The 23342-nt window shown below is 39.6% G+C and carries 25 protein-coding genes and 4 pseudogenes; 4 read left to right on the top strand and 25 right to left on the bottom strand.

Features of this window, described 5'->3' with window-relative positions; all coding sequences use genetic code 11:
• Positions 1–46: 46 nt before the first annotated feature.
• A pseudogene (locus ACUN2T_RS10455) lies at positions 47–525 on the bottom strand (recombinase family protein); the annotation flags it as partial.
• A gap of 60 nt (positions 526–585) precedes the next feature.
• Here ACUN2T_RS10455 and ACUN2T_RS10450 point away from each other — a divergent pair.
• A complete protein-coding gene (locus ACUN2T_RS10450; RefSeq protein ID WP_445497395.1) occupies positions 586–1164 on the top strand; it encodes a serine acetyltransferase in 579 nt (192 codons plus the stop codon).
• 121 nt (positions 1165–1285) lie between these two features.
• A protein-coding gene (locus ACUN2T_RS10445) for an IS5 family transposase (protein WP_445497847.1) occupies positions 1286–2127 on the top strand; the annotation gives its coding sequence in 2 pieces (ribosomal slippage) (positions 1286–1628 and positions 1628–2127; 843 coding nt in all).
• A 16-nt stretch (positions 2128–2143) separates the two neighbouring features.
• Here ACUN2T_RS10445 and ACUN2T_RS10440 read toward each other — a convergent pair.
• Both ACUN2T_RS10440 and ACUN2T_RS10435 read right to left on the bottom strand, forming a co-directional pair.
• Positions 2144–2902 (bottom strand): hypothetical protein, encoded by a 759-nt coding sequence (locus ACUN2T_RS10440; RefSeq protein WP_445497394.1) that lies wholly within the window; start codon positions 2900–2902, stop codon positions 2144–2146.
• A gap of 313 nt (positions 2903–3215) precedes the next feature.
• Positions 3216–3392 (bottom strand): annotated as a pseudogene (locus ACUN2T_RS10435) (IS982 family transposase); the annotation flags it as partial.
• A 326-nt stretch (positions 3393–3718) separates the two neighbouring features.
• On the opposite strand from ACUN2T_RS10435, the gene ACUN2T_RS10430 reads away from it, so the two are divergent.
• The gene (locus ACUN2T_RS10430; RefSeq protein ID WP_445497393.1) at positions 3719–4507 is read left to right on the top strand and encodes a glycosyltransferase family 32 protein; all 789 of its coding nucleotides are present in this window, start codon (positions 3719–3721) and stop codon (positions 4505–4507) included.
• Positions 4508–5303: 796 nt separating this feature from the next.
• On the opposite strand, the gene ACUN2T_RS10425 is transcribed toward ACUN2T_RS10430, so the two are convergent.
• The 11 genes and pseudogenes from ACUN2T_RS10425 to ACUN2T_RS10375 all read right to left on the bottom strand — a co-directional run bounded on the left by ACUN2T_RS10425 (position 5304) and on the right by ACUN2T_RS10375 (position 12920).
• Positions 5304–6236 carry a glycosyltransferase family 2 protein gene (locus tag ACUN2T_RS10425; protein ID WP_445497392.1) on the bottom strand — a complete coding sequence of 311 codons (933 nt, stop codon included), beginning with the start codon at positions 6234–6236 and terminating at the stop codon, positions 5304–5306.
• A gap of 33 nt (positions 6237–6269) precedes the next feature.
• The gene (locus ACUN2T_RS10420) at positions 6270–7352 is read right to left on the bottom strand and encodes a glycosyltransferase (RefSeq protein WP_445497391.1); all 1083 of its coding nucleotides are present in this window, start codon (positions 7350–7352) and stop codon (positions 6270–6272) included.
• Positions 7353–7444: 92 nt separating this feature from the next.
• A complete protein-coding gene (locus ACUN2T_RS10415; RefSeq protein WP_445497390.1) occupies positions 7445–8995 on the bottom strand; it encodes a sulfatase-like hydrolase/transferase in 1551 nt (516 codons plus the stop codon).
• A gap of 754 nt (positions 8996–9749) precedes the next feature.
• Positions 9750–10151 carry a type II toxin-antitoxin system MqsA family antitoxin gene (locus tag ACUN2T_RS10410; protein WP_445497389.1) on the bottom strand — a complete coding sequence of 134 codons (402 nt, stop codon included), beginning with the start codon at positions 10149–10151 and terminating at the stop codon, positions 9750–9752.
• Positions 10152–10153: 2 nt separating this feature from the next.
• Entirely contained in the window at positions 10154–10450 is a 297-nt protein-coding gene (locus ACUN2T_RS10405; RefSeq protein ID WP_021325247.1) for a type II toxin-antitoxin system MqsR family toxin, read from the bottom strand.
• 363 nt (positions 10451–10813) lie between these two features.
• Positions 10814–11098 carry a helix-turn-helix domain-containing protein gene (locus ACUN2T_RS10400; RefSeq protein WP_445497388.1) on the bottom strand — a complete coding sequence of 95 codons (285 nt, stop codon included), beginning with the start codon at positions 11096–11098 and terminating at the stop codon, positions 10814–10816.
• Entirely contained in the window at positions 11088–11183 is a 96-nt protein-coding gene (locus ACUN2T_RS10395) for a hypothetical protein (protein ID WP_445497846.1), read from the bottom strand. Before ACUN2T_RS10395 ends, ACUN2T_RS10400 begins: the two co-directional genes overlap by 11 nt.
• Positions 11184–11365: 182 nt before the next feature.
• Entirely contained in the window at positions 11366–11794 is a 429-nt protein-coding gene (locus ACUN2T_RS10390; RefSeq protein ID WP_445497387.1) for a type II toxin-antitoxin system HicB family antitoxin, read from the bottom strand.
• 24 nt (positions 11795–11818) lie between these two features.
• Positions 11819–12001 (bottom strand): type II toxin-antitoxin system HicA family toxin, encoded by a 183-nt coding sequence (locus tag ACUN2T_RS10385; RefSeq protein WP_445497386.1) that lies wholly within the window; start codon positions 11999–12001, stop codon positions 11819–11821.
• Between the two features lie 365 nt (positions 12002–12366).
• Positions 12367–12645, bottom strand: a complete 279-nt coding sequence (locus ACUN2T_RS10380) for a helix-turn-helix domain-containing protein (protein WP_445497385.1) — start codon at positions 12643–12645, stop codon at positions 12367–12369.
• Positions 12626–12920, bottom strand: a pseudogene (locus tag ACUN2T_RS10375) (type II toxin-antitoxin system RelE/ParE family toxin). The gene ACUN2T_RS10380 and the pseudogene ACUN2T_RS10375 overlap by 20 nt, the downstream one beginning before the upstream one ends.
• Before the next feature lie 288 nt (positions 12921–13208).
• On the opposite strand from ACUN2T_RS10375, the pseudogene ACUN2T_RS10370 reads away from it, so the two are divergent.
• Positions 13209–14072: pseudogene (locus ACUN2T_RS10370) on the top strand (IS630-like element ISPlu16 family transposase); the annotation flags it as partial.
• A 4-nt stretch (positions 14073–14076) separates the two neighbouring features.
• On the opposite strand, the gene ACUN2T_RS10365 reads toward ACUN2T_RS10370, so the two are convergent.
• The 11 genes from ACUN2T_RS10365 to ACUN2T_RS10315 form a co-directional block, all read right to left on the bottom strand.
• Positions 14077–14583 carry a glycosyltransferase gene (locus ACUN2T_RS10365; RefSeq protein WP_445497384.1) on the bottom strand — a complete coding sequence of 169 codons (507 nt, stop codon included), beginning with the start codon at positions 14581–14583 and terminating at the stop codon, positions 14077–14079.
• Positions 14584–15470: 887 nt separating this feature from the next.
• Positions 15471–16097, bottom strand: coding sequence for a tail fiber assembly protein (locus ACUN2T_RS10360; RefSeq protein WP_445497383.1), 627 nt, complete (start codon positions 16095–16097; stop codon positions 15471–15473).
• A complete protein-coding gene (locus tag ACUN2T_RS10355) occupies positions 16097–17839 on the bottom strand; it encodes a phage tail protein (RefSeq protein ID WP_445497382.1) in 1743 nt (580 codons plus the stop codon). Before ACUN2T_RS10355 ends, ACUN2T_RS10360 begins: the two co-directional genes overlap by 1 nt.
• A 2-nt stretch (positions 17840–17841) precedes the next feature.
• Positions 17842–18414, bottom strand: coding sequence for a DUF2612 domain-containing protein (locus ACUN2T_RS10350; protein ID WP_445497381.1), 573 nt, complete (start codon positions 18412–18414; stop codon positions 17842–17844).
• Entirely contained in the window at positions 18411–19604 is a 1194-nt protein-coding gene (locus ACUN2T_RS10345; protein WP_445497380.1) for a baseplate J/gp47 family protein, read from the bottom strand. Before ACUN2T_RS10345 ends, ACUN2T_RS10350 begins: the two co-directional genes overlap by 4 nt.
• Positions 19597–19944, bottom strand: coding sequence for a hypothetical protein (locus ACUN2T_RS10340; protein WP_350306270.1), 348 nt, complete (start codon positions 19942–19944; stop codon positions 19597–19599). Before ACUN2T_RS10340 ends, ACUN2T_RS10345 begins: the two co-directional genes overlap by 8 nt.
• Positions 19941–20696 carry a Gp138 family membrane-puncturing spike protein gene (locus ACUN2T_RS10335; protein WP_445497379.1) on the bottom strand — a complete coding sequence of 252 codons (756 nt, stop codon included), beginning with the start codon at positions 20694–20696 and terminating at the stop codon, positions 19941–19943. The genes ACUN2T_RS10340 and ACUN2T_RS10335 overlap by 4 nt, the downstream gene beginning before the upstream one ends.
• Positions 20696–21649, bottom strand: a complete 954-nt coding sequence (locus ACUN2T_RS10330) for a phage protein (RefSeq protein WP_445497378.1) — start codon at positions 21647–21649, stop codon at positions 20696–20698. Before ACUN2T_RS10330 ends, ACUN2T_RS10335 begins: the two co-directional genes overlap by 1 nt.
• A 157-nt stretch (positions 21650–21806) precedes the next feature.
• Positions 21807–22283 carry a hypothetical protein gene (locus tag ACUN2T_RS10325; RefSeq protein WP_445497377.1) on the bottom strand — a complete coding sequence of 159 codons (477 nt, stop codon included), beginning with the start codon at positions 22281–22283 and terminating at the stop codon, positions 21807–21809.
• 161 nt (positions 22284–22444) lie between these two features.
• Complete coding sequence (locus ACUN2T_RS10320; protein WP_445497376.1) at positions 22445–22750, bottom strand: phage baseplate plug family protein; 306 nt, start codon at positions 22748–22750, stop codon at positions 22445–22447.
• Entirely contained in the window at positions 22735–23340 is a 606-nt protein-coding gene (locus ACUN2T_RS10315; RefSeq protein ID WP_445497375.1) for a phage baseplate protein, read from the bottom strand. The genes ACUN2T_RS10320 and ACUN2T_RS10315 overlap by 16 nt, the downstream gene beginning before the upstream one ends.
• Positions 23341–23342: the final 2 nt, after the last annotated feature.

Raw genomic sequence — 23342 nt, 5'->3', positions numbered from 1 at the left:
GATATGTATTTTTGTCATCGGGCTGTATAAGCAGCCCTTGTTGATATCATTTTGGTATTTCCGTCCATTCAATATCAGGTGCTAGTGAAGTATCAACACGGCTCAGTAATACCCGGTATTTCTTCCATTCAAGCAACGCTGCTTCTTCGGCTTCTGTTGCGACTTCTAAGTCAACAGAGTCTTGGAGTAACGATACTGGTCTGCCGCCAATTCTTCCCTGAGCACGAGCTGCTATCAACCCAGCATTCGTCCTTTCAACAATCAATTCCTGTTCCATTTCAGCCAATGTACTCATTACATGAAAGGAAAACCGGCCCATAGCTGTACTTGTATCGATATTGTCAGTGGGCTTTGAAAGTGAATACCACATTCGCTTAAGCCAGAAATTAAATCGACTGGATACTTTACACTATGCCTCAGTCTATCTAGCTTTCAAACAACGAATGTATCGTCTTTTTTAAGTAATTTTAAAGCCCATTTTAAACCTAGCCTGTTGGCTGTTTTACCACTGATTTTATTCTCATAAAATGATAAAAAATAGACTTTGATATTGGTATACTCACCATAAATCATTGGAGGGTAATAATGGATAAATACGACTATGCCAGTCTTGGGCATTTAAAATGTTGTCTGGTAGCAGAGGTGATATGTTCCGGTACAAAGAAATTCACATGGGATAGAGTTATAAGAAGAGCTTGGAAAAATCCTAAACGTAGGTTTTACTTCTGGTGGCGGCTGGCTAACTATTTATATCATTCAAATAAATCAATCAGGATTGCTGAATATATACACAGAAAATTGCAAGCTAAGTACGGATGTGAAATAGGTATTGGTGCCAAAATTGGCCCCGGTCTTTCTATAGGACACTATGTAGGATTGGTAATTGCGTATGAAACTGTGATCGGTAAAAATTTTCATGTGCGGCAAAATACAACTATAGGTATCGTTTCATCCAATCAAAAAGGATTGATATATATTGGTGATAATGTTACTGTCGGAGCTAATTCATGCATTATTGGCGACGATCTACACATAGGTGATAATGTAATGATAGGTGCTATGAGCTTCATTAATAATGATATACCAGACAATAGTATTGTGTATACACCAAAAGATAATAATCAAATCAAGTATTCAAAAGACCGAAATAAATTTATTTGGTAACAATGACTTTAGGGAGCAATTAGCTCCCAGACCCTGTATTTTATACAACTCCTAGGCTGTGTCCCTTAATGTAAATTGATAGTACTATCATCTAAACTGTTTTCAATATGGGAAAAAGATGATGGCACGTTACGACATTCCTGATGACGCATGGGTAGTGATAGAACCTTGTTTACCTCCGGTCCATTCAGAGCGGGCAGGACGTCCACATGTTGAACACCGCCGTGTGATGAATGGAATGTTCTGGGTCTTGTGCTCTGGAGCACCGTGGCGTGATTTACCTGAACGCTATGGTTCTTGGAAAACGGTCTATAACCGATTTAATCGCTGGTCAAAATCGGGCATTATCAACAAGATATTTAATTGGTTACTGTCCATTCTGGATGAAAAAGGCTCGATTGACTGGGCTGAAATTTGCCTGGATGGCAGCAATATTCGCGCGAGTAAAGATGCGGCAGGCGCGAAAAAAAACATCCCGATATCACTGACGATCATGCGCTGGGTCGCTCACGCGGTGGTTATGGCACCAAAATCCACCTGGCAACCGACGGAAAGGGTTTTCCCCTCAACCTGATGTTGACCGCTGGGCAAGCTCATGAAAGTCAATCCGCCATCCCTTTGCTCGACGGCATTGGTATACAACGCAAAAATGGTTTCCTGAAACGGCGCGGCAAAGCGGTGCTGGCAGACAAAGGGTACTCGAGTAGAAAGCTTCGCGGTTATCTGCGTAAATTGAAGATCAAGAGCGTAATTCCTTATAAAATCAATGAAAAAGGCTGTTCTGATGGTCGTACGCAATTTGATGAACCGGCTTATCGTAACCGCAATGTTGTCGAACGCTGTTTCGGTTTTCTGAAAGGAAATCGGCGTATTGCAACCCGTTACGAAAAAACCGCCCGACACTATTTGTCCATGGTGAAATTAGGCTGTATTCGACTCTTTTACAGGCGGTTAAATAATTAAGGGACGCAGCCTAGATTCAATCAGTGAGGTAGATCTCTACTATACTAGCCCAATCTCCTTCTGTTATAGATAATAAATGACCTCCATTTGACGAGTGCACAACGATCCATCCGGTTAATCCATATCCAGCACCAACAGAAACATTATCGATCGGAGGCATTTGTAAAGGTAAAAGCATCCCTGGGTTAACAGTATGTAAATAAACACATTTCCCCCTAATATCTTCGCTTAGTGAGATAGAACTACCTCTATCACCACCTCCGCCGATTCGTCTCCATCCTTGCATCAGCCCTCTCTTTTGGTACCTACTATCCGATTCCCCCTTCGTATAACTCGTTCCGGCCAAAGCATAATTGCCCTTAAGTTGTGCCCCTACATCCCCGGCACTCAAATTGATATCCCCGGTCAACGCTTTGCCGTTCACTTTTCGGCTGTTCGGTACCGCATTAACAGTAATATCATCAAGTGTTGCTAACGTGCCGCCTTTCGCTGGGGTTAGTAAGTTATATTTGCGATTGCCGTTTTCATTATTAGCGTATATTGTCAAATAATCGCCGCCGGTTCCTTCAATGCCGATAAAATGCTTGTTTGCTGCTCTGAATTCGATATTCGGCCAATCCGATCCATTGTTGATTCTTAAGGTGCCTGTTTGAGCGATTAATGTACTCGAAATCGGCAAAGCCCCCACATCCCCGGCATTCAAACGAATATCCCCAGTCAACACCTTACCATTTACTTTCCGGCTGCCCGGCACCGCATTATTGGCCTTATCCACCGTTTCCACTAAACCAACATTTTCTATAATCCATGAACTGACAGCATTCTTGCCAAAGTAGCGGCTTAAAGCATTAAACGGGATTCAATCTGGTAAAAATCGGGCATATCCGCGAATCAATAAATAACCAAGATGATGATTTTGAGAGGAGTACATTAATCATGAGGGAATTATGAGCATCTTTTGGGTGATAAATCGGCGGATTTGCATAGCCCAATTTGATAAGCCGATATGGTAAATCTGGTAGATTTGTTGTTGGTCATCTCATAACAGATTCTGTACATTTCTTTGAAAAATTAGCCTTTGAGCTAATATCACGGTAATGTGACAGATGAAAAAGGATCAAAATGGTCATGATTTCACTGGGATACATGTGACCTTGTGGGCGGCGTAAACGATGCCCGCTATCGAGACAAAATTGTTCCCATTGAGGGATGAAAAAGCGGCAAAAATCATCGACATCACAGAAAATTTCAACTAACTTGTCCATAGCCTGTTCCACCTCGGAGCTATTTTTAGTGTGCACCAAAACTTTGCCCCTAGAACAGGCTTCTCGTCAATTTCTTATCCAGAATTTGGGTTAATTATCCACTCTTTACCATCCCACTTATTATCGGTACTATAGATATCCAGCGAACATTTAAGGCTTTCATGAATAGAAATCAGTTTTGAAATGGAGGAAGAGTGTTGGGGTTATAGAAGTGTGAAGTTAATACCCATAATTGGATTGTTTAGGTGAAGTTGATAGTGGGATTACCTACCAGTACACTAACAGCAGATAGAGACTACATTTACATTTTGAGATAGCAAGAGCAAATGATACCTAAGAAAATTCACTATGTATGGGTTGGTGATAAGCCTAAGCCACAGTTTGTTTTAGATTGTATAGATACATGGAAGAAATTCTTACCTGATTATGAACTGGTTGAATGGAACAATGAAAGTTTAAAAAAAATTAGAAATACTTATATGGAAGAGGCGTTTCTCAACAAGAAATGGGCCTTTGTTTCTGATTATTTACGGCTATATGCACTATATCATGAAGGTGGTGTATATTTAGACACTGATGTTGAAATTACCAGAAACATAGACAAATTCTTGCGATTGAGTTTTTTTAGTTGCTATGAAAAAGGCGATGAATACTATCCTATTACCTCGGCGGTCATGGGTGCAGAAAGAAGAAACAATATTATCGGTAGTTTACTAAAACAATATAATGATATACATTTTGAGATACCTAATGGGCTGGATTTAGAAACCAACATAATAAAGATAACTCGTTATTTTTCAAAACAATTCAATTTATCACCACCTTATGATGGAACAAAAGAAACCCATTTAAATAGCAATTCGATTATCTATCCATCTAATTATTTTTGTACCCCAGAATCGGGAATGATAAACTTTTCAATACATCATTTCAACGGCTCTTGGTTACCTTCTCATTCTCGCAAAGATAAATTAAATATTTTTAATAAGTTTATTATCTCTCGATTTATTAAGATAAGAGATAAAGGAGAGCCACAGATTTCTTCAAAAGAAAAGATATTACTTAGTGTACCTATGCCAAAGAACAAGAAGTATGTATTAATAATGAAAAAATAAAAAAGCTTGCAGGGTCATAATAACTCTGCAAGTTAACTAAACTGGTAATCAGCTTAACACATAAATCCCACTCATCTTAAAGCCTGCTCCATCTACTGCAATAACAATATTAGGCTGTGTCCCTCAATTGTCTGCACAGTGGAAAACCATGCAGTTTTCTCGGTGATTGATAGCAAAAATGCAGATTAATGGTTCAAAAAATGAACGAGATTGACGTTTTCTCTTCACCTTCAGCCAGTCCAAATGAATTGCGGGACACAGCCTAGTATTGGCTAAATTAAAACTACCCAGCCCTTACTCGTGTTAGTATGTATACGCATACCTAAGGCTGGCGGGAGTGTAACTACGAAACATAAGAGCCTATCCCAATAGGATTTTATTGGACCACTACACTTTAGGGGATGAAAGAGTTTGTACTCTCATTTCTGAAAATGGAATACCTTTAACTTTTATCGGTTATTTCCTTCAATCTGTGCAATGCTAACTTAATTTTTTCTGATGGAGTTTTAGGTGTTTTATTTATAAATGTACAGAGAGTTCGACTAGTAAATACATTTTTCAAAAAAGGCGGTCAGTTGCTATACTTCAATATCTTTCCCTCTACAAAAAATGACCGACAGGGAGCAATATCTACTTTCATCAATAATAATAAATATATCGTAAATTCTTCCACCAAATAGCAGTGGCTTCATAGTTATGAATCCCAATATTACGAATGATGATATTTGCTTACAGATATAATACCAAGCTCATCCCTTGATGAAATAAATGGTGGAATTTTCCACCATTTTAAATTCTATTTCTTTCTTATTTTCAGAAATTTTCTTTTAAAACTAAATCGAACATTAGAGTCTAATATAAATCTTAATGTAGACAGACTATTTATTACCTCATAAATAGAATCAAAATACTCCTTTGATAATTTATCTCCGTACTTATAGATAAGCTCTATAGCATGGCAAGCCGTAAGATTCCTAAATTTTTTCCCGAAAGTTTTATCAGTTTTTAAGATAACCTCTGCCATTATATTCACTTTAACTTCATTAATGGAATTAGATAGGCTCCCCTCTCTTTTTATATAGTTATAGTATTTCATCTCAGTGTAATGAATATTATTACACTTGATCAATAACAAAGGAAATAACAATGCATCTTCATAAAAAGGAACTTCATGGAAATTATTTCCATAAAATAATTCTTTCCTAAAAAACTTCCCACATGAATGTGCCTGAAATTTTTTATGAATTAAGAATTTTTTTATTGCTACATCTCTAAGAATTTTTATTGAAGACAGTAATCTTGACCTTTCTATTATATCCGATTCTTTTCTTACTTCATTTAATCCACTAATAAACATATCTGGTTTCTTATATGCCAAGAAATCTAAAATTTCTCTCATAGAAAAATCAGATAAGAAATCATCACCATCAACGAATGTTATATACTCTCCATGGCTTATCTCTACCGCATATTTTTTTACTTTTCCTAAGCTCCTAAACTCTTTTCTTATATAAATGAAGGATTCATTTTCCTCTGAAAACTTCTTTAAGATTAATGGAGTCGAATCAGAAGAGCTGTCATCTATCAGCAAAACCTCATAATCATCAGAAGAAACTTTGCATAGGCACTTTTTTATGCTTTCTAAGCATTTTCCTATTAAATCTTCTAAGTTATGTGCTGCAACTATGATTGATAATTTTTTGTCAAAATGTGAATGTGGAACTTGCATTATTATCTCTTTTATATTATTTAGTTGATTATACTAAATGTTAAGTGCTAATTTCACTCTTTTTAAATAGTTTGAATCATATAAATTAGAAATCGCCATTTTTATTGTATAGCTGTCAGTTAGTTTTTTTCCGTCAACTATGTTCTGTAATTTATTTATTAATTCAGAGAGTTTATCCACAGGATATAACTCACCATTAATTTCATTGGTTATAATATCAGCGGGGCCGATTTTGCAGTCAGAACTTATACAATATATACCTTGAGAATTAGCCTCGCCTAATACCATAGGGAATCCTTCAAAATTTGAAGTTAATAATAGTGTTGTAATCTCTTTAATTTCATTGATAATATAGCCCCATGGGTCATTATGCCACCCGTGCCATATTATATTGCTAGTTATATTTAGACGATCCGCTACGCTACGTAATGTTTTTTCATCACGACCGCTACCAACAATATTTAATTCCCAATTACCATGAACTTGCGATAATGCCTCAAACATACCACTAATATTCTTATCATCGTCGGTTAATCTGCCTACATATAGAAATTTAGTTATATTTCCGATTGGCCGGGGAATAATTTTGCTTTTCTGAGAAACAGGATTAAAAATAGTAAAAATTTTATCTGGGTTAACACCTCTGTCAATAAATTGCTGAGTTATACCTGAACTAATAGAAAGGTGATAATCGGCTTTTATTGCATAAATACTTTTATACAATTGTTCAAGAGAAGAGTGAATCCATGAGAATATAGGGGTTTTAGAAAAAATTAATTTTTTCGCCAAACTTGTTATGTAGCAACTTAGTGGATCTATTGCAATAACGATATCCGGCTTTTCTTTTATCATAAATTTAGAGAATGAAAAGGCAAAGTGTATTCTACGGGCCTTTGTATTATATATCTTAGAATGAATGCGATGAAATGACATTCCATTTAACCATCCATCATCTATTTCAACAGATTCTTGGCGGATATCATTAATAAAAATAAAACTGATATCTAATTGTAGACTCTCTTTTGACAATAGAGATACTAATTTTTTGCATACAGTTTCTCTTCCTCCGAAGCCCGGCATATCGTAGGCTACAAGAACAATTTTTTTAGCTTTCATAAATTAATCTAACCTTATCACTATTACCTGTTAATTTTATCTAAAAATCAGGTTCAACACAAATTCTGTTTGTATTTTTTACAACATGAAATTCATTTTGGAATTTTATCTTCTGGTAATGAGCTGTATTTCATGATGTTATTGCTGAAATTCAAAACATCATCTTGGTTTTCACACATTTCATTAGACAACATTTTACAATTTTCAGGTATTGTAGGCTCTTTAATACCTGTCCATTCTGAAAATAGTGTTAAGAAGTTCATTGAATTTCGTTGAGCATTAATAAATTTCCGTGATGTATCGTCGTAGGAAGTAATAAACATGGGAACCTGATAGTTCTGCTTATATTTATCGTTATGAGCAAGTCTCATTTTCTTAGTATCTTTCTCAAAGAAAGACACTCCATGATCAGCAAAATACATCAAGGACCAATTCTTCTCATTTTTCTGCACTTCATCAGTAATTATTGACAGTAAGTTATCAGTATTTTCAATACTTTGTATATAGCAAGAAACCTGTTCTGACTTAAAAAACACCTTGTATTCATAATTTGTTCGGGTACAAGCAGGAGAGTGTGATCCCATTAAGTGGATAACAATTAATTTTTTCTCTTTCTTATCTTCTAAGACTTTTTTCACAATAGGTATTATATTGGTATCAGGCATATTTCTGTTAAGGCCAGAACTGGATTCCCCTTTTTTAATAAATAATGGAGAATCGGCCCTGGCTCCCATACTGGCAACCGGAGTATCAAATAACCCCATCGAACCTTGATTTGATATCCAATAGGTATAAAAGCCAGCTTTTTTCGCCAGTGTAACAATATTATTGCTTAAGATCTCTTTACCATCTTTGACCATTGCTAGTGAGTTTGCCAGTGATATCTGGGTTGATGGGCCTGCTGAGATATAGTTTGTAAAGAGCGTCCCATTCACTGTGCTCATAAAAGGCGTATTGTGTATCGGGAATCCATATGCATTCATAAAATCTTTACGTACACTCTCCCCAATAACCATGACGTAAGTGTTATATTTGGACTGTTCTGATACTGTTCCCCACGTATCTTTCTCTCTCAATATTTCCTGCATTTTTTTATATTCACTTTTTACCCTTATAAAGTTGATAGTAACATCTTTGACTACTCTGATTTCAGGAAGACCTGAGTCAAAGATATTAAACTCTTTGCCTTGTATAAAGGATTTTAAAGGGTGGTGTATTATTGTAATTAATGCAAAAGAAAATAGAAAGACATTAACCTTTTTATATAAATTAATGCTTACCTTTAACGATAAAAAGCAAAACATCAAGATAAGCGCACTAAAAAGATAATGTTCAATTGGAATAGAAGAGATAAACTCACTGGCTTCTTGTTTATTTGTATAGAATAACGAAAGAATTGAGTTGAAGTTTGGTGATCCGTATGTCAGCCCTACAGGGGCATAAATGAGAGTTGCTATACCAAGAACGACAAGAAGGACTCTATAAATGATGGTGACCTTGTTTAGCAATAGGAAAATAAAGAATATAGCGAATACATACCCTATTTTCAAACGATAACCCATAGCGATATGGGCTAGAAGACACAAAATGAAGAGTGCAACAACTGGTAATAGCTTGATTAGGTGGGCTTTTGTAAATTTCATATTTATATATCAATAGGATATCGTATAGTAGTAAAAAGTAGTTTAGCTCTCGAAAAATAAGAAAAGTTGAGATTCAATTTCTTCATCCAGTCAAATTTTCTACTAATACTATACTATGTATTTTTCATCATGTGAATAAGCGCAATCTAATTATTTTATCTTTGATATCTAAAACCTGAATACTTTACCTATAATATAGAAGACCCACGTAGTATATAAACATACCATCTCAACTTACACCATGCATCAATAAATCACAATAAAGGGAAAAAGTAAATAAGATAATTATTAAATGCACGGATATAGCTAATTCTTACCGTATTTAGTCCCATTTAATATTTTTAAAAGCCGACTTTACAAGGATTACTGTGAATTAATGAGTTATAGAAAACATGATTAAAAAGAGAATGATTATTCTGCAATTGAACTCATCAACGCCTATATTGATCCCCTGCAATTGATAGCAATCGGGTAAGCCTTCTCACTCTTTCATCAGTTTTTTTTCAACCTTAGCTACTGCCTGTGGGGTAATTCCCAGTCTTTCGGCTAACTATGAACTGTGTTAATGCCCGCCCTGTTTTTCATGCTCTGTATCAGCTCGTAGAGTTCCTCTTCCTGTTTGGCTGCTTCATAAGCGGCCTGAGCTCCGAGGGATTTGTGTATGAAAGACAGAAAATCGGCGGGGATTTAATCCCCGCCAGGTTGAGAGTGTTTCATAGTGCGCTGGCACAATTTCCAGTGGTGCAAGACGGAATTACGCCGTCCTGATTTCAGAGAGCAAATCGGGGTGACGATCTAACACCTTAAGCAGCTTCACTAAAGCTAGCGACGGCTTAGTTTTGCCATTCTCGTAGCGCGAGAAAGCATTAATACCACCGCCGAAGATTTCAGAGGCTTCCCGCTGGTCAAGTGCGAGTTTTTTACGCACACGAGCAATGAAGCTAGGATCGACAATAGCTGCGTTGACCTGCTTCGAAAATGCACGCATTTCACACATAACACGCTCTGATTCCGCAGCGTCCAAAACAGATTCGGCGCAAGCAGGGCAGAAGTCGCCCGTTACAGCAGAAATGATTGTGGTTTCGCCCTTGTATGTATAGGGTAGATCGCGCGTGTCGTGGATAAGTTCCGCTGTACTGCAAAAAGGACATTTCATGTTTATAGCTCCTTGAAGGACACGATCAGCACGTCATCAATGACCGTCAGCTTCAGATACACATCACCCACATGTGTGTTTGGTCGGTATACGTCTTGCCAGACCGTATGATCAGCGTAAGTCGTCATACTCTTGTAGAAATCCGCTGGCGTGAGCGCCATCACTATGGCTAGCATGTCGGAGAACTCAAGTCCCAGCTCATTCGCACCAGCTAGCGCTGTATATGTGGTACGTACTTTTCTGGCTTCGATCAAGGTTTTGACAACGGATAACTTACAATGTGGTGTTCGTTTTTCCATAAAACAAATATTAACCTATTTGGTTATTCTAGTGCAATAGCAATAGATATTATAACAGATTAACCGTATCTTGATTTCCGAAACCGTTTCAAACTATTATCTGCCCACTAAGTGTGACAACCTGCATTTATCAACGCCGACTTGCATTCTATTGCCATGAACCCGCAATAACTGAAAATGAGAATCCATCACCAACAACTGTCTCACCATGCTTTTCGCGGGAAGCCCCTTCCTTTCAGAGGGTGTTAATACAAGGGGCTCGTTTGGAATATTAACCCGGATCTTAGCTGATAAGGGTTAGCTTTTGCGGCAGCCTCTTTACGGCGGGGAGCAGTCATTTAATATCCAAGAGGTGGGCAGCAGTTAAGCTATACTAATTTTGAGGTTGACGCCACACGCCGCCGCATAGCGTTCAAGTGTCGCAACACTGGCTTTCATTGGTTTTTTTTCAACCTTAGCTACTGCCGGTGGGGTAATTCCCAGTCTTTCGGCTAACTGTGAACTGTTAATGCCCGCCCTGTTTTTTATGCTCTGTATCAGCTCGTAGATTTCCTCTTCCTGTTTGGCTGCTTCATAAGCGGCCTGAGCTCCAGGGGATGAAAGGGCTTGCGCCCTGACTTCTGACCAATGAATGCCTTTAACTTTCATTTGTCATCTCCTCTAACCTTTGCAATGCCAGTTTTATTTCTGACGCTGGGTTTTTTGGTGTGTTCTTGGTGAATGTACGGAGTATGTAAATTCGTAGGCCAGTGGCATAAGCAAAAATGATCCGGAAAATGTCTTTATTGATAACTCTTATTTACTGATCCACGAAGACGACGCAGTGTTTATGATTCGAGCTTTACTTTCATACGATATTACAGGGGGAGCTATTGAACACGTTTTAACACTATGACGCATCCATGCACCATAGTGTTAACTGAGTTCATGTCTTGCCGCTTCAGCCAAAAAGTGGCTTCTGTCTCGATATTGTGCCGGACTTTCTTTGACACGATTATCAATACGCTGAATAAGTGTATCTGGTAGTGAGATATTAATACGCTGCTGTTTTCCAGAAAACTCAGATAAATCAACATCGATAAAAAACCAGCTATCAACATATTGATATTCTGTATTTTTTGCATAAACCAAATAGCCGGCATCCTGAATTTGTTCAACGGCTCTGCTGTTTGCGACCATATCTTCTACTGTTAACAAGATAGCCTCACGCGCCATTATTGCAATATCTTCTTTATCGTCAGCAGCAGAGAAACAGCCATAATCTTCGGTACACAGCGCAGGAATAACCAGACCATACGCTGTATTTTCGTCTTTCGGCAACTCAACACCTACTGAGAAAAACATGATGACCTCCAAAGTCGGCGGGGATTAAATCCCTGCCATTTTCTTTATAGATTTGACGGTGCCGATAGGCAGATCTTTTTTAGGATGCGGGACCGAGAATGTCTTTCCGGTTATAGGTGACCACCAAATTTGGTGACTCCCTCCGTTATGCCTTCTAAGTTCACACCCAACGGCAGTCAGCTCTTTTATCAGGTCAGTTGATTTCATATATCCTCCCAACCTGAGATCAATATACACACATATACACATGAAGTGAATTTATTTATCTCAAGTGAACGATGTCAAAATAATGGTTAAGAGATTTTCCAGTACATGATGTTGAAAAATGGGATATCACGGCAGGTCCACGCCTAAAATTCAGGGAGTGATTGTTCGGAATGCATCAGTTGTCGTAAGAATGTGGTCATAGAGGATCTGTGTTTGGAATAGAAACCCAGATCTTAGCTGAAAGGGTTAGCTTTTACGGCAGCCTCTGTAGGATGGAGAACATCACTATCGCGTAATACGTTAATCCTAATGCCCGGTATCTTAATCAAATTTCATGATAAAGATACCGGAGGATGTGGCTAAAATTAAAGTGCTATTTGGAGTTTTTCGATACCGCAAGCTCGGGCATAACGAGCGAGGGTATCTATGCTGGCCTTATTTATATTGCTTTCCATGCGAGAGACGATCGGCGGCTTAACCCCCATACGTTCGGCTACTTGGGCGCATGTGATACCTGCATTGCGACGCCATTCAGCCAGCAGCGCCTGTAATTTTTCTTTTCGCTCTTCTGCCTCGTATGCTACACAGTACTCCGGGTCTTTCATCCATTCAGCGTGTAATTCGTCATGAGTTTTCAATTTCACGTTTGATTTCCTCCAATCTTCGTTTAGCTAGCTCAATTTCGTTTTTTGGTGTCTTTTGGGTTTTCTTAATGAAGATACGGAGCATATAGATCTTGCTACCAACCTCATAAATCCAAAATGCCGCGAACGATATCGTTACCCATTGTACGGATTTCGTAAAGCCCATCACCAAGGGGCTTTGTATCCGGTTCCGGTAGGATCTGCGGGTTTTCCGCCAGTTTTTTAATCAGCCGGTCATACTTCACTTTTGTTAGTTTCGGTAAATATTGGCTCAAAGGCTAATTTTTCAAAGAAATGTACAGAATCTGTTATGAGATGACCAACAACAAATCTACCAGATTTACCATATCGGCTTATCAAATGGGGCTATGCAAATCCGCCGATTTATCACCCAAAAGATGTTCATAATTCCCTCATGGTTAATGTACTCCTCTCAAAATCATCATCTTGGTTATTTATTGATATATGAATATGCCCGATTTTTACCAGATTGAATCCCGTTTAATGCTTTAAACCGCTACCCTGGCAAAGAATGCTGTCAGTTCATGGATTATAGAAAATGTTGGGTTCAGTGGTTTACATTATATGGGCTGGAAGGACTCGAAAGTTTACCCGTTGGCCGACCTGTTGTCTGGGATCTCTCCCCGCTCTATAACCTCTTACTTTTCTTATTACAGCAATCCCCCCAAAAGTTAGGCTATCTCCGCTCTCGCTGGAGCCTTGAACTCATGACTCATACCCTCAATGAATTACTCAACCTCTCTCTGACGCAAAATGTCCTTTATCGTTACTTTGCTCAGGTGGGGATTGTCTGGCGTAGAGCGGCACCCACAGTGAAACAACCTGATCCCGAATACGATGAGAAAATGGCAAAGATCGCGGAAGCCAAAGCGAACATTTCAGAAAAACATCCCGTTTTTTATGAAGATGAGGTGGATATTGATTTAAACCCGAAAATCGGCGCGGACTGGTGCTTCAAAGGACAACAAAAACGGGTTATCACCCCGGGAAAAAACGAAAAACATTACCTTGCGGGCTGCCTTAATGCCCAAACAGAGCAAATCACCTATGTTAAAGGAGTAAAAAAGAATTCTGATTTATTTATCAAAATGTTAGATGAACTGAATCATCAATATCCCCATGCGGAAACCCTCACATTAATCTTAGATAACTACTGTATTCATAAAAGTCAGAAGGTAAAGGACTGGCTGGCACGACATCCAAAATTTACCCTGTTGTTTTTACCGGTCTATTCACCGTGGCTAAATAAAATAGAACGGTTATGGCAATCGCTCCATGAGACAATAACGCGAAATCATTGTTGTCAATTTATGTGGCAGTTACTGAATTATGTTGATGCCTTTTTGGCATCGTTTTCATCACAGCAAAAGCCAGGAAGACAAAAAATGGGTGTAGCACAATTATGAAATCTTATTTACTAACACCGTTTTTTATGGTAATCGCCTGTTTGTCAGAGATAAAAGAGGAACATTGGTTTCTGGGGGCGTCACTAACAAAGGTGATTTTTTCATTGAATTTTTTCAGCCTGATTCTGGATAACCAGGACACAAAATAATGATTATGTTTTGTATAAATTATCTTACTTTTTACTCCAAAAAGAACCTTTGCTAGGATAGCGATCTTATTATCAGAAGTTCCATTAGTATGAATAACGTCAATTTTTTGTTTTTTTGCAGTATGTGACAAGGTCTTACAGGTTGTTACGAGTTGTTTAATTTTATTGAGTTTGCAGAAAAAATAAAGTGGAACAACATTATTGAATCCAGAGCTGATAAGCTCTTTGTATAATCTACTTTCTGGTAGACAAGCAATAAATAGTTTCCCTTTGTTATAATCAAAATACTTAACTATATTCATTATATATGTGGTATGACTACCACCATTTCCTGTATGAAAATTTGTAATCATAATATTCATGATTCTTGCTTACTCTTACCTTTATTGTCTGTTAATGAGCTATGTTTCATGATTTTTCTACTGAAATTCTTATTTCGCTCTGTTATGTAGTCAGGGTCTTATTTCTTTGTAGTAAACCCTCTTAGGAATATTATCTGCTATTTGATCAGCTGCTAGAAAATCTAGGACAGTATGAATCGATAAATTTTTTGTTTACTACACACCATGTAATTTTAGCATGTTTTGTGTAATCGATAGTTAGGTTACTAAAGGGTATTTAGAACTTACCTTTTTACAATACTCTGCTTTACCGAGATATTAGCTTATTCTAAATTACGTGACGTAAAGGTATATGATAATCTCCAGGGAAGATTTTGGCTAGATAAAATTTTAATATTGGCCTCTCCTATTTTTTTGTAATTTATATATTTATGGAGTTCTTCTTATTGGCCTCGGCATAATCATTCTTATTTGTTCCCCTATCGGGATGACATATGGCCAGCTGGACTTTAATTCTATTATTTCCCTGTTTTACACAAACAAGTAAGAAACTGATGAGTTTATAACTGCTATCCCTGATAATTACTGTCTATTTCGCTGATCCTCATATTCATCCTGTTAGTATTAAAGTTAAATAGAACGGTTAACAGGTAAAAAACTCTGTCTATGCTCCTACTGTAGAATGGGGTAAACATCTTAAAATCCAGTTTGATTGAGAATACAAACTCAGATGGTGTAATCTACAACTAATAGGCAGAATACTGAGCCTGTAAAGTTAAAATGATCTTCCTCAGTGAATAACGAAATGGCAGAATAAAGCACAATAGGTGGGAATAATCTCGAGGGAGGCAAATAAAATAAGATATTTTATTATTGTCATTGGGCTGCATAAGCAGCCCTTATTGTTATCATTCTGGCATCTTCGGCCATTCGATATCAGGCGCCAGTGAAGTATCAACACGGCTCAGTAATACCCGGTATTTCTTCCATTCAAGCAACGCTGCTTCTTCGGCTTCTGTCGCGACTTCTAAGTCAACAGAGTCTTGGAGTAATGAAAGTGTTTCATTCGCTTGTTGTAACAGTGTGGCTTGCTGTTGTTTTGCATCGTTAATCTGATGAGCTTTGAGTAAGTCTTTATCAACTACCCACTCTTTACCGTCCCACTTATCAAAATCAGTTGGGGGTTTTTTGAAGGTTAACGTATCGGGTAACTCCCCAATTTCCGTTATCTCAGTCGGTGCACGAGTCAGCGTGTCGTAAGCAATTTTTCCGCGATAGTCAGGAAGTATTTCCCAACACTTTCCGTCTTTACTACGACATACCGCTTTGTCATCAGATTTCGGAAGCTCTGGCGCATCGGGATAAGCACTGGCTGATAAGCTGACACCGAGCATCACATATTCAATATTAGAGCTCGTGAATTCTCGTGTGATTTGATTCGAATGATAAACCTTTATCCAGCCTGCTTGGGTCGCTAAACCATCTTTAGCCAATACGGCTGTTTCATGTTCTAAAGCGTATTTTTGTTCTGTCATTATGCTGCTCTCACTATGTAGTTAAATGCGATATTTCGGGGGCGGGTTTCTGCTCCTCCTGCTGCTTCTGTCGTTCCATTTGTGTTCATAGCACCCCATCCACCACGACCATGTGATTCTCGTTCAAGAGCTCCAGTAAAAACGCCACCATGTGAATGGCTATGGATATCGTAATGTTGCCACGACAAAATCCCACGGCCACTATCCACACCACGGCCATCATCCCAACCACGAATAAACTCGCCGCGCAAATCAGGCAGTGTTCCTGATGGGTATGCTGCTGCTAATTGCGGATATAGAGATTTATTAAATGCCTGGCCGTTGCACGTCAGGTAACCTGATGGAGGATTAGGTTGCGGCCACGGGATGGGTGAGCCAACTGGGTGGGAATTGACCACCCCCCCTCTTGTAAAGCCATTATTATTTAAAAAATATGCATAAAGATTTCCATCGCTATCAATGAATAATTGGCCTACATCACTACCCACCGTGCCGATATTAAGTCCTTTAGCCCACTTCGCACTCCCGTTCCCGGACCCGCCCCAGGCCCCAACATAGCTACGTGTCGGGATATTGTTGACAAAAATGAATCCCGGAAAAGCCCCCACATCCCCGGCGGTAGGTTTATTTGCGGTGTTATAGTCCCTACGCCAACCAGGAGAGTACGTCTCACCATTGTTGATATAAGTAAATTGTACGCTTGCGATACCGTTTCCGTTTGTTGTCGTCGGTGTTGTAACACGGATCGTCATTGCAGATTCTACGCCCATGACTTCAACCACAGCCCCAGCAAGAAAGATATTACCGCAGCCCGTATCGTTGATTATGCGATTGCCAGCATATGACCATGAGCCTTTACACATCCAGCATGGAACATCAAAGGCCCCGTTTTGCTTAAGCCATACGATAAACTCTTTAGTAGTCCATGTGCCACCACCGGTATTGATCGAGCCGCTATACGCCCTGCATGCCCCCACATCCCCGGCATTCAAACTAATATCCCCACTCAACACCTTACCATTTACTTTCCGGCTGCCCGGCACCGCATTATTGGCCTTACTCACCGTTTCCGCTAAACCAAGGTTTTTTATAAACTCACCTTTATTAGGGATATCTGCGCCGTTTTGATTTTTTGCCAACCGGCTATTAGCATTATCTGTAGCCCTATTAGCTTCATCATGCGCATTCTTAGCCGCTACATTTGCCGTATTTGCAAAATCATACGCACCCTTAACTGCTCGAGGAGTCGCAGCTAAGGTTTCATTCGCACTATCAGTAGCACTGCTTAACTGTACAATCCCCTTCTGGCTTAACGTAGCATCAGCAACACTACTTAATTTACCTTCGGCCATTTTTCTAACATCGTTCACCGCTTTCGGTGTCGCTGCTTGATCTTCTCTGTCAGAATTTGTCGCGTTGTTAAGTTGTGAAATCCCTTTCCGCGTAAGCGATGCATCCGGGATTTCCGCCGTAATTTTTTGTTTTAATGCCAAGTCTAATTGCGCGACGAGTTTTTCAAGATCTCCATCATCAATAACATCCTCACCCGTTTTTTCTGCAATATATTTCCCAATCACCGCAGCGATAATTGAGGATTGACGCCAAACTTTATTGAGCTGTTCACTTCTTGCTATTCCTGATTTAAATCCCTCTTCAATAAAACCTAAGCTTTCATATTCTTCTTGCGATAATGTATTCGCGTTTTCACCCGTGGCAAACGCTTTAAAGTCATTTTTAGCCATTTCTAACCCTCAACGACATGGTAATTAACCGTTATTCCCATTGGTTTAATGGAGAGATAACCCTGACGGATAATTTCTTTGGTGATAGTACTAATTGATTTACCTTTTACAGTCACAGTGAATGACATATCTAAATTATCTTCAAAGGATATGGATATGTTGTGGTTTGAATGAATGAAACTCAGGATGTTATTAAGTGATTCCCCCGTTCCATCCCAGTTGTTTTCCCCTATTTTGGCTTTAATCACGATTCGGTAATTGTTGTCATCCAAGTCGATATAACTTTTGTCACTATCAAACCGATCTTTCCATGTACCGTAATCAAATCCCAATTCGGGAATATCAAAGGAAAAATAATAGTATTCAATCGGCGCCTGGATTGTTCGGTTTCTGCCTACCCATTCACCAATAATATCAAGCTGTTTGCCCACCGCTTTATCAAGGTCAAAACTGCTAATCAGTAAATCATTTGTCAGTGCACTCTGGTTAAATATATCGGTAACCGCTTCAAGCATTCTGACGTATTTTTTACCCTCCATGTGATACGCCGGAATCAGTTTCATATATTTATTCATTCGAGCACCGTCACTATTTTTATATTTTTAGGTGAACAAGTCGGTGCTTCGTTAAAAGCAATGTTGATGTTCGCCGAATGTGTTGTTGACGCTGTTTTACCTGCCATCACAGACAGGACTTCATATGTCTGACTGCCGTTTTTATTGCACAAGTTTGCCGGAACAAACAGGCGGGTAACATATATCCCATCACCAATGTAAAGTGAGTTGATATAGTCCGATATTTCTGTACGAATGCTATTCCCAATATCCGAGGTGTATCCAACAAAGGGTCTAATCTGAATTTCAATGTAGATTGGCACCAGTGTAGGACGATAGAAGTTTATCGTTTTTTCATTGCCAGCACTGTCTGTGACAATTTCAGCAGTGGTGCCAAATGTCGGTATGCCCGGCGTTTTCTTTTTTAAGATGGTCTGAGCAATTTCTTTCGAGTCTCCACCATCAATCACGATGGTTATACTGTGCGCAGGTATGCCATTTTCATCGGTTTGATCCGCGTCGTTGTCGTATCCCCGATAACGTGAGACACCATGCAGGTTGGCAATCGCACCGATTAATCCATCCATAATAGTTTGTGAAGGCAACGCGACTGAAACCGCCTGGCGTATTCGCAGTTCTGCATCGGATTCAATTCCCCGGCCAAGTGTGGCAGCAACAGGGTTTGTCACTGTTTGCCAGCCCAAGGTTGGCGTAGCAATCTGATTAACCGTGTGAGGCAGTGCGCCAATCGCGCCGGTCTGTTGACATATGGCCGTCACAATAGCCTGTCCGTGCGTGTCGATAATCACTTCGTCAGGGAGTGACCAGGTGTTTCCAGCGTCATCCCGCACGGAAGCGTTGCGGATAACGGTTCCTGCCCGACCGGTTATCAATACATCCACAGTCGAGTTACTGGGGCTTTTTCGGGTAATGCCATTGATTTTGACACTGCGCGAAAGTCCTTCACCCACCGCAGTTGTCGGGCTAAATGAGTTGTAGGAAGCAATGGTGGCATTGTTACAACCGTGAATAACGTATGCTATCAGCGACAGAAAAACCCCGTCTTTACTGTCAGATTCAACGTAAATATCGTTCCCGTAGATGTCCCTGAATATCGCCTTCCAGCCATTTAAGATAGTTTGATAATCAGGCGCGTTGATCCCGTTTTTATCAATAGCAGGTAACATTGAGGTGATAATACTTTCATACATCAGCAGTTACTCCTGTCTGTCCATAAATCGTGTCAATCGTGGCGGTAATGGTGATTTTTCTTGTGTTGGGGTTTCTTTCACTACGGTAGTGGATAATTTCTGATACGCCCTGCGTTTGCAGTATTCGCTGTCTGATAATCAGGTCATAGAAACCCGAGGTGCCTTTACCCAGTACTTTGTCGTAATCGGTTCCCTCCCGATCATCAAGAAACCATTCGCCGCTGCGCAGCATCAAGCGAGTTTTCACCGCCTGCGCGACCGCTTCCGGTGAGTTGATCAGAAAACTCGCTTCTCCACGACCAAATACATAGTCGTTGTCAATTTCTCTTCGGTATCTCATTGCGGTTTCCTCGTGCTACCGTTACCAGTTTGTACTCCACCGTGCGTATGGTTCATCAGGCTTATGCCGCCCGCGGTCAGATCGTTGTTCACTGTCACTGGGCCTTGCAGGGTTGCTGTACCGCCACCCGCCCCCATTCCTTGTGATAAGTTGCCGTTAATGGTGACGTTGCCATTTAAGGTGATTTCAGGTGAAGTGATTTCAGTACCACCATGTGCAGTGGCAATGAGTTTTGCCGGTGTGATCACTGTTACATTATGGCTACCGGGATTGAGTTCGATATAAGCCGCGCCATCATCACTTCTTAGCTGCGCGGCGTTGACACTGATATCGGCTATTTTTTGTTGCTGGGACTGTGGGCCAATAATCGCAAATCCATCGGACAGGTTGTGTTGTCGGGGATCTACCGGCTCTTGTATGCCGCCGGATTGCCACCAGTAATCAATACAGCGATCAGCAAATACCACCAGGCATTCATCACCCGCTTTTACCGGGAAGGTTAATGTCACTCCCCCGCCCCTTGGAAATATAACGGGCACATCGACTAGTAATGGCAAGGATACGGATTCCAGTTCACCGTCTTTTTTACTGATTTTCCATCTGATGGCGGGTTGTGCTGTTACGGTGACCGCATCAGCGTTAAATGATTGAATAATGCAGGGCAAAGAGACATACAATCCGGCGCTAATGACCTCTTGCATAGAAAAAAAGACCGCTTCGGGTCTATTTAGTCGTTCATCAGTATTTATCATCAGGTGTTTGCCTTATCTTTATCGCTCTTTAATTTCTTCAGCAATGTGTGATCGCTTTTAGCAACACACATCATCTCCATGTACCAGTCGGTTCCGCGGATGTCGCCGGAATAATTTACGCTGAAGACGATGTAATCACCGTCAGAATCCAATGCTGACGGTTGCTCTTTTGCATCTTTATGATCGTCAGATTTAGATGTTTCATCGCCGGAAGGTTCAACCGGCTTGATTGATCGGTTATCCAGTCTGATTAATGTGCCGGGGCCAATATTGGGATTGATTAAACATTTAACGTTAATACCAGCACCAATGGTCTGTTCAGGCATACCAATCAGACCGGTTTTTAAGGTAAGTACAACCGCCTCTGTCAGATATTTATTCCTGGGCACAATATGCAACTGGTTATCTTCGTAACGCCAGTTAGCGTCACATTGCTTTGCCAGATTAGAAACTTCATTACGGTGCATACCAAACAGCACTTTTCCCCTGGGGGATGCTGATTTGCGGAATTCCGGGCGCAGACCTGCGGTAATGCCATATTTGGCAATATCACGCATCAGTAGATGGTCTAAATCTGCTTGTGAATACCCAGCAGCAATAGTGGTATTGACTGTCGCGTAATTGTGTGGCTCATCCCCATCCGCAGCTTGAATAACAACACAGGTATCGGTTGCACTTTCTCTTTTCACATGTGTGTATTGGATTTGGCCTGAAAATATTTGTCCTGAGTTCTCCTTATAGCCCGCGACAAATTTAATTGTTTTAAACTCATTTCGGCGTAATTTATTACTGGTTTCGTCATTGAGGTTATATATCGTGAAAACACCCGTAGCCGGATAGGAGTGTTCAGCTCTGTTGATATTAAATATGATTTTCAGGTTTGATAAATCTACTTTTTCACCCTTTTCGTCTACAACGATAAGGTGGCATTCTCTTATCCATTGTTTTGACATAATTCACCTAATTAACAGAAACAAAAAAACCGCAATTAAGCGGCACGTGTAACAAATCATGGGAAGTTAAAGATTGTGGCTATAAAACTGCATCGGAATAAGATTCTATAAATGACGGCACCATCGCTGGTGCCCATTCACAGGAACGGTGGGCTTGTCATCGCCTTTTTACCGTACCTGGCTTCCTGTTCCCAAGAAGTCTCACAAGTCCCCGAACGATATAGCCTTCATATTTGCCTGAACCTACAATATCAAGTCCATTCCCACGTACAATGACATCAGATATTTTTCCTGTTTTGTTATCAACAAATCTAATTTCATTTCCCCCTGTTACCATCATGCACTCAATGTATGTTTTAGATGCATCGGGAGAAAAACTGATACCCAACGTTGGACACAGTTTTTTATCATATCCTATCTCAATCGCAGTATTTCCTTTTCCTGCAACCACTATCTCTGATTCAATTTTACCATCACTTTTTATCTGCTTTAAATATAAAGCATAACTATAAGCACAACAATCATCATCTGGATCTTCATTCTTTGCCGGATATGAAATCAGTTTTCCAGCAACCTTTCCATCTTTGGATATAATAGTCGATAAAATTTTATGGGGGCCGTCAATATCATCCAATAACACTGTTCCTTTAAAACAAAGCTCATGCCCTTTGTTAAGAGAAAAGATATCGGTATCGACTGGACAGGCACCAGAGGCAATGGCTTGTTTTGATAGTATTAACGCTAACAGTCACAGGATAATTTGCTTCACCATATTTTACCTTCACTTTTACCAAACTAACTTACTACAAAGTATAATCTATCCTCCCTGCCAAGATTATTCCTGTAAGGTTTCTGCTGATTTATATCGCCATAAAAGATTAATGAACCATTAAAACCAAGATGACAATATTGTTCAAGCAGATTAACTCCAAAAACCAGCGGTAAGCCATTGACTATTGGTTCACTGTCCGGTGTCATAATATCCAGGATCCAACCCGCAATATCACGCCACATCAAACGCATTTTATAGTTAATTCCATTTAGTTGAACATCAAATTGCTGGTTTTTAGGTGATAAAGGAATTTCTACAATCCCAGCCATTTTTTACCTCGTTCTATAACAAAGTCAAGAATTCTTTGTGGTAATGACGGCTTCACCGTGACTTTGATTCCAACATTAACCACAGGCGCAGTATCTTCAGAATGTTTCATATTTTCCGCCGGCGCAGTCTTATTCGGCGATGTTTCAACAATCATAACTTCACGTAAAGTTAAAGTGACTGACAGAACATTTTCACTGGCTTTATCTGTCGTAACACTCATATTTTGAATTAACATGTTGTTGTATAAACGTTTCCCTGTCGCAACATCAAAAGGTTTATATGATGATTTCAGATCAAGTAGTTGTTGATATACCGCACGTGGGTTGGTTCCCAGGCTCAATCCGGTAGAAATATCAAATACCTTTGTGGTATCCACAACATCAAGCAACGAACCGCCACCAGCAAAACCTAAGCTCATTGTCACTTCTGATGGTGTGTCATAAGCATGATCACTGATTATCGCCCCTTGCTGGACCGGATGATCTGTTATATTAGATGTATCTGTATGGGTTTCTGAAATAACAACACTCGGTACAATGACACCTATTTTTCTCGTTTGCTGAGAAAACATGACTGATAATATATCCATTG

The sequence above is a fragment of the Photorhabdus machadonis genome (assembly GCF_052657765.1).
The sequence above is the reverse complement of the archived record's forward strand: the minus strand, read 5'-3'. Positions and strand labels throughout refer to the sequence as shown.

What these genes read in the sequence shown, in the direction of transcription:
- ACUN2T_RS10425 (WP_445497392.1), bottom strand. Translation starts at nt 6,236, where the DNA reads ATGCAAGTTCCACATTCACATTTTGACAAAAAATTATCAATCATAGTT.
- ACUN2T_RS10450 (WP_445497395.1), top strand. Translation starts at nt 586, where the DNA reads ATGGATAAATACGACTATGCCAGTCTTGGGCATTTAAAATGTTGTCTG.
- ACUN2T_RS10365 (WP_445497384.1), bottom strand. Translation starts at nt 14,583, where the DNA reads ATGAATATTATGATTACAAATTTTCATACAGGAAATGGTGGTAGTCAT.
- ACUN2T_RS10420 (WP_445497391.1), bottom strand. Translation starts at nt 7,352, where the DNA reads ATGAAAGCTAAAAAAATTGTTCTTGTAGCCTACGATATGCCGGGCTTC.
- ACUN2T_RS10360 (WP_445497383.1), bottom strand. Translation starts at nt 16,097, where the DNA reads ATGACAGAACAAAAATACGCTTTAGAACATGAAACAGCCGTATTGGCT.
- ACUN2T_RS10320 (WP_445497376.1), bottom strand. Translation starts at nt 22,750, where the DNA reads ATGGCTGGGATTGTAGAAATTCCTTTATCACCTAAAAACCAGCAATTT.
- ACUN2T_RS10315 (WP_445497375.1), bottom strand. Translation starts at nt 23,340, where the DNA reads ATGGATATATTATCAGTCATGTTTTCTCAGCAAACGAGAAAAATAGGT.
- ACUN2T_RS10415 (WP_445497390.1), bottom strand. Translation starts at nt 8,995, where the DNA reads ATGAAATTTACAAAAGCCCACCTAATCAAGCTATTACCAGTTGTTGCA.
- ACUN2T_RS10430 (WP_445497393.1), top strand. Translation starts at nt 3,719, where the DNA reads ATGATACCTAAGAAAATTCACTATGTATGGGTTGGTGATAAGCCTAAG.
- ACUN2T_RS10340 (WP_350306270.1), bottom strand. Translation starts at nt 19,944, where the DNA reads ATGAGATACCGAAGAGAAATTGACAACGACTATGTATTTGGTCGTGGA.
- ACUN2T_RS10345 (WP_445497380.1), bottom strand. Translation starts at nt 19,604, where the DNA reads ATGTATGAAAGTATTATCACCTCAATGTTACCTGCTATTGATAAAAAC.
- ACUN2T_RS10400 (WP_445497388.1), bottom strand. Translation starts at nt 11,098, where the DNA reads ATGAAAGTTAAAGGCATTCATTGGTCAGAAGTCAGGGCGCAAGCCCTT.
- ACUN2T_RS10355 (WP_445497382.1), bottom strand. Translation starts at nt 17,839, where the DNA reads ATGGCTAAAAATGACTTTAAAGCGTTTGCCACGGGTGAAAACGCGAAT.
- ACUN2T_RS10385 (WP_445497386.1), bottom strand. Translation starts at nt 12,001, where the DNA reads ATGAAATCAACTGACCTGATAAAAGAGCTGACTGCCGTTGGGTGTGAA.
- ACUN2T_RS10335 (WP_445497379.1), bottom strand. Translation starts at nt 20,696, where the DNA reads ATGATAAATACTGATGAACGACTAAATAGACCCGAAGCGGTCTTTTTT.
- ACUN2T_RS10350 (WP_445497381.1), bottom strand. Translation starts at nt 18,414, where the DNA reads ATGAATAAATATATGAAACTGATTCCGGCGTATCACATGGAGGGTAAA.
- ACUN2T_RS10390 (WP_445497387.1), bottom strand. Translation starts at nt 11,794, where the DNA reads ATGTTTTTCTCAGTAGGTGTTGAGTTGCCGAAAGACGAAAATACAGCG.
- ACUN2T_RS10405 (WP_021325247.1), bottom strand. Translation starts at nt 10,450, where the DNA reads ATGGAAAAACGAACACCACATTGTAAGTTATCCGTTGTCAAAACCTTG.
- ACUN2T_RS10410 (WP_445497389.1), bottom strand. Translation starts at nt 10,151, where the DNA reads ATGAAATGTCCTTTTTGCAGTACAGCGGAACTTATCCACGACACGCGC.
- ACUN2T_RS10330 (WP_445497378.1), bottom strand. Translation starts at nt 21,649, where the DNA reads ATGTCAAAACAATGGATAAGAGAATGCCACCTTATCGTTGTAGACGAA.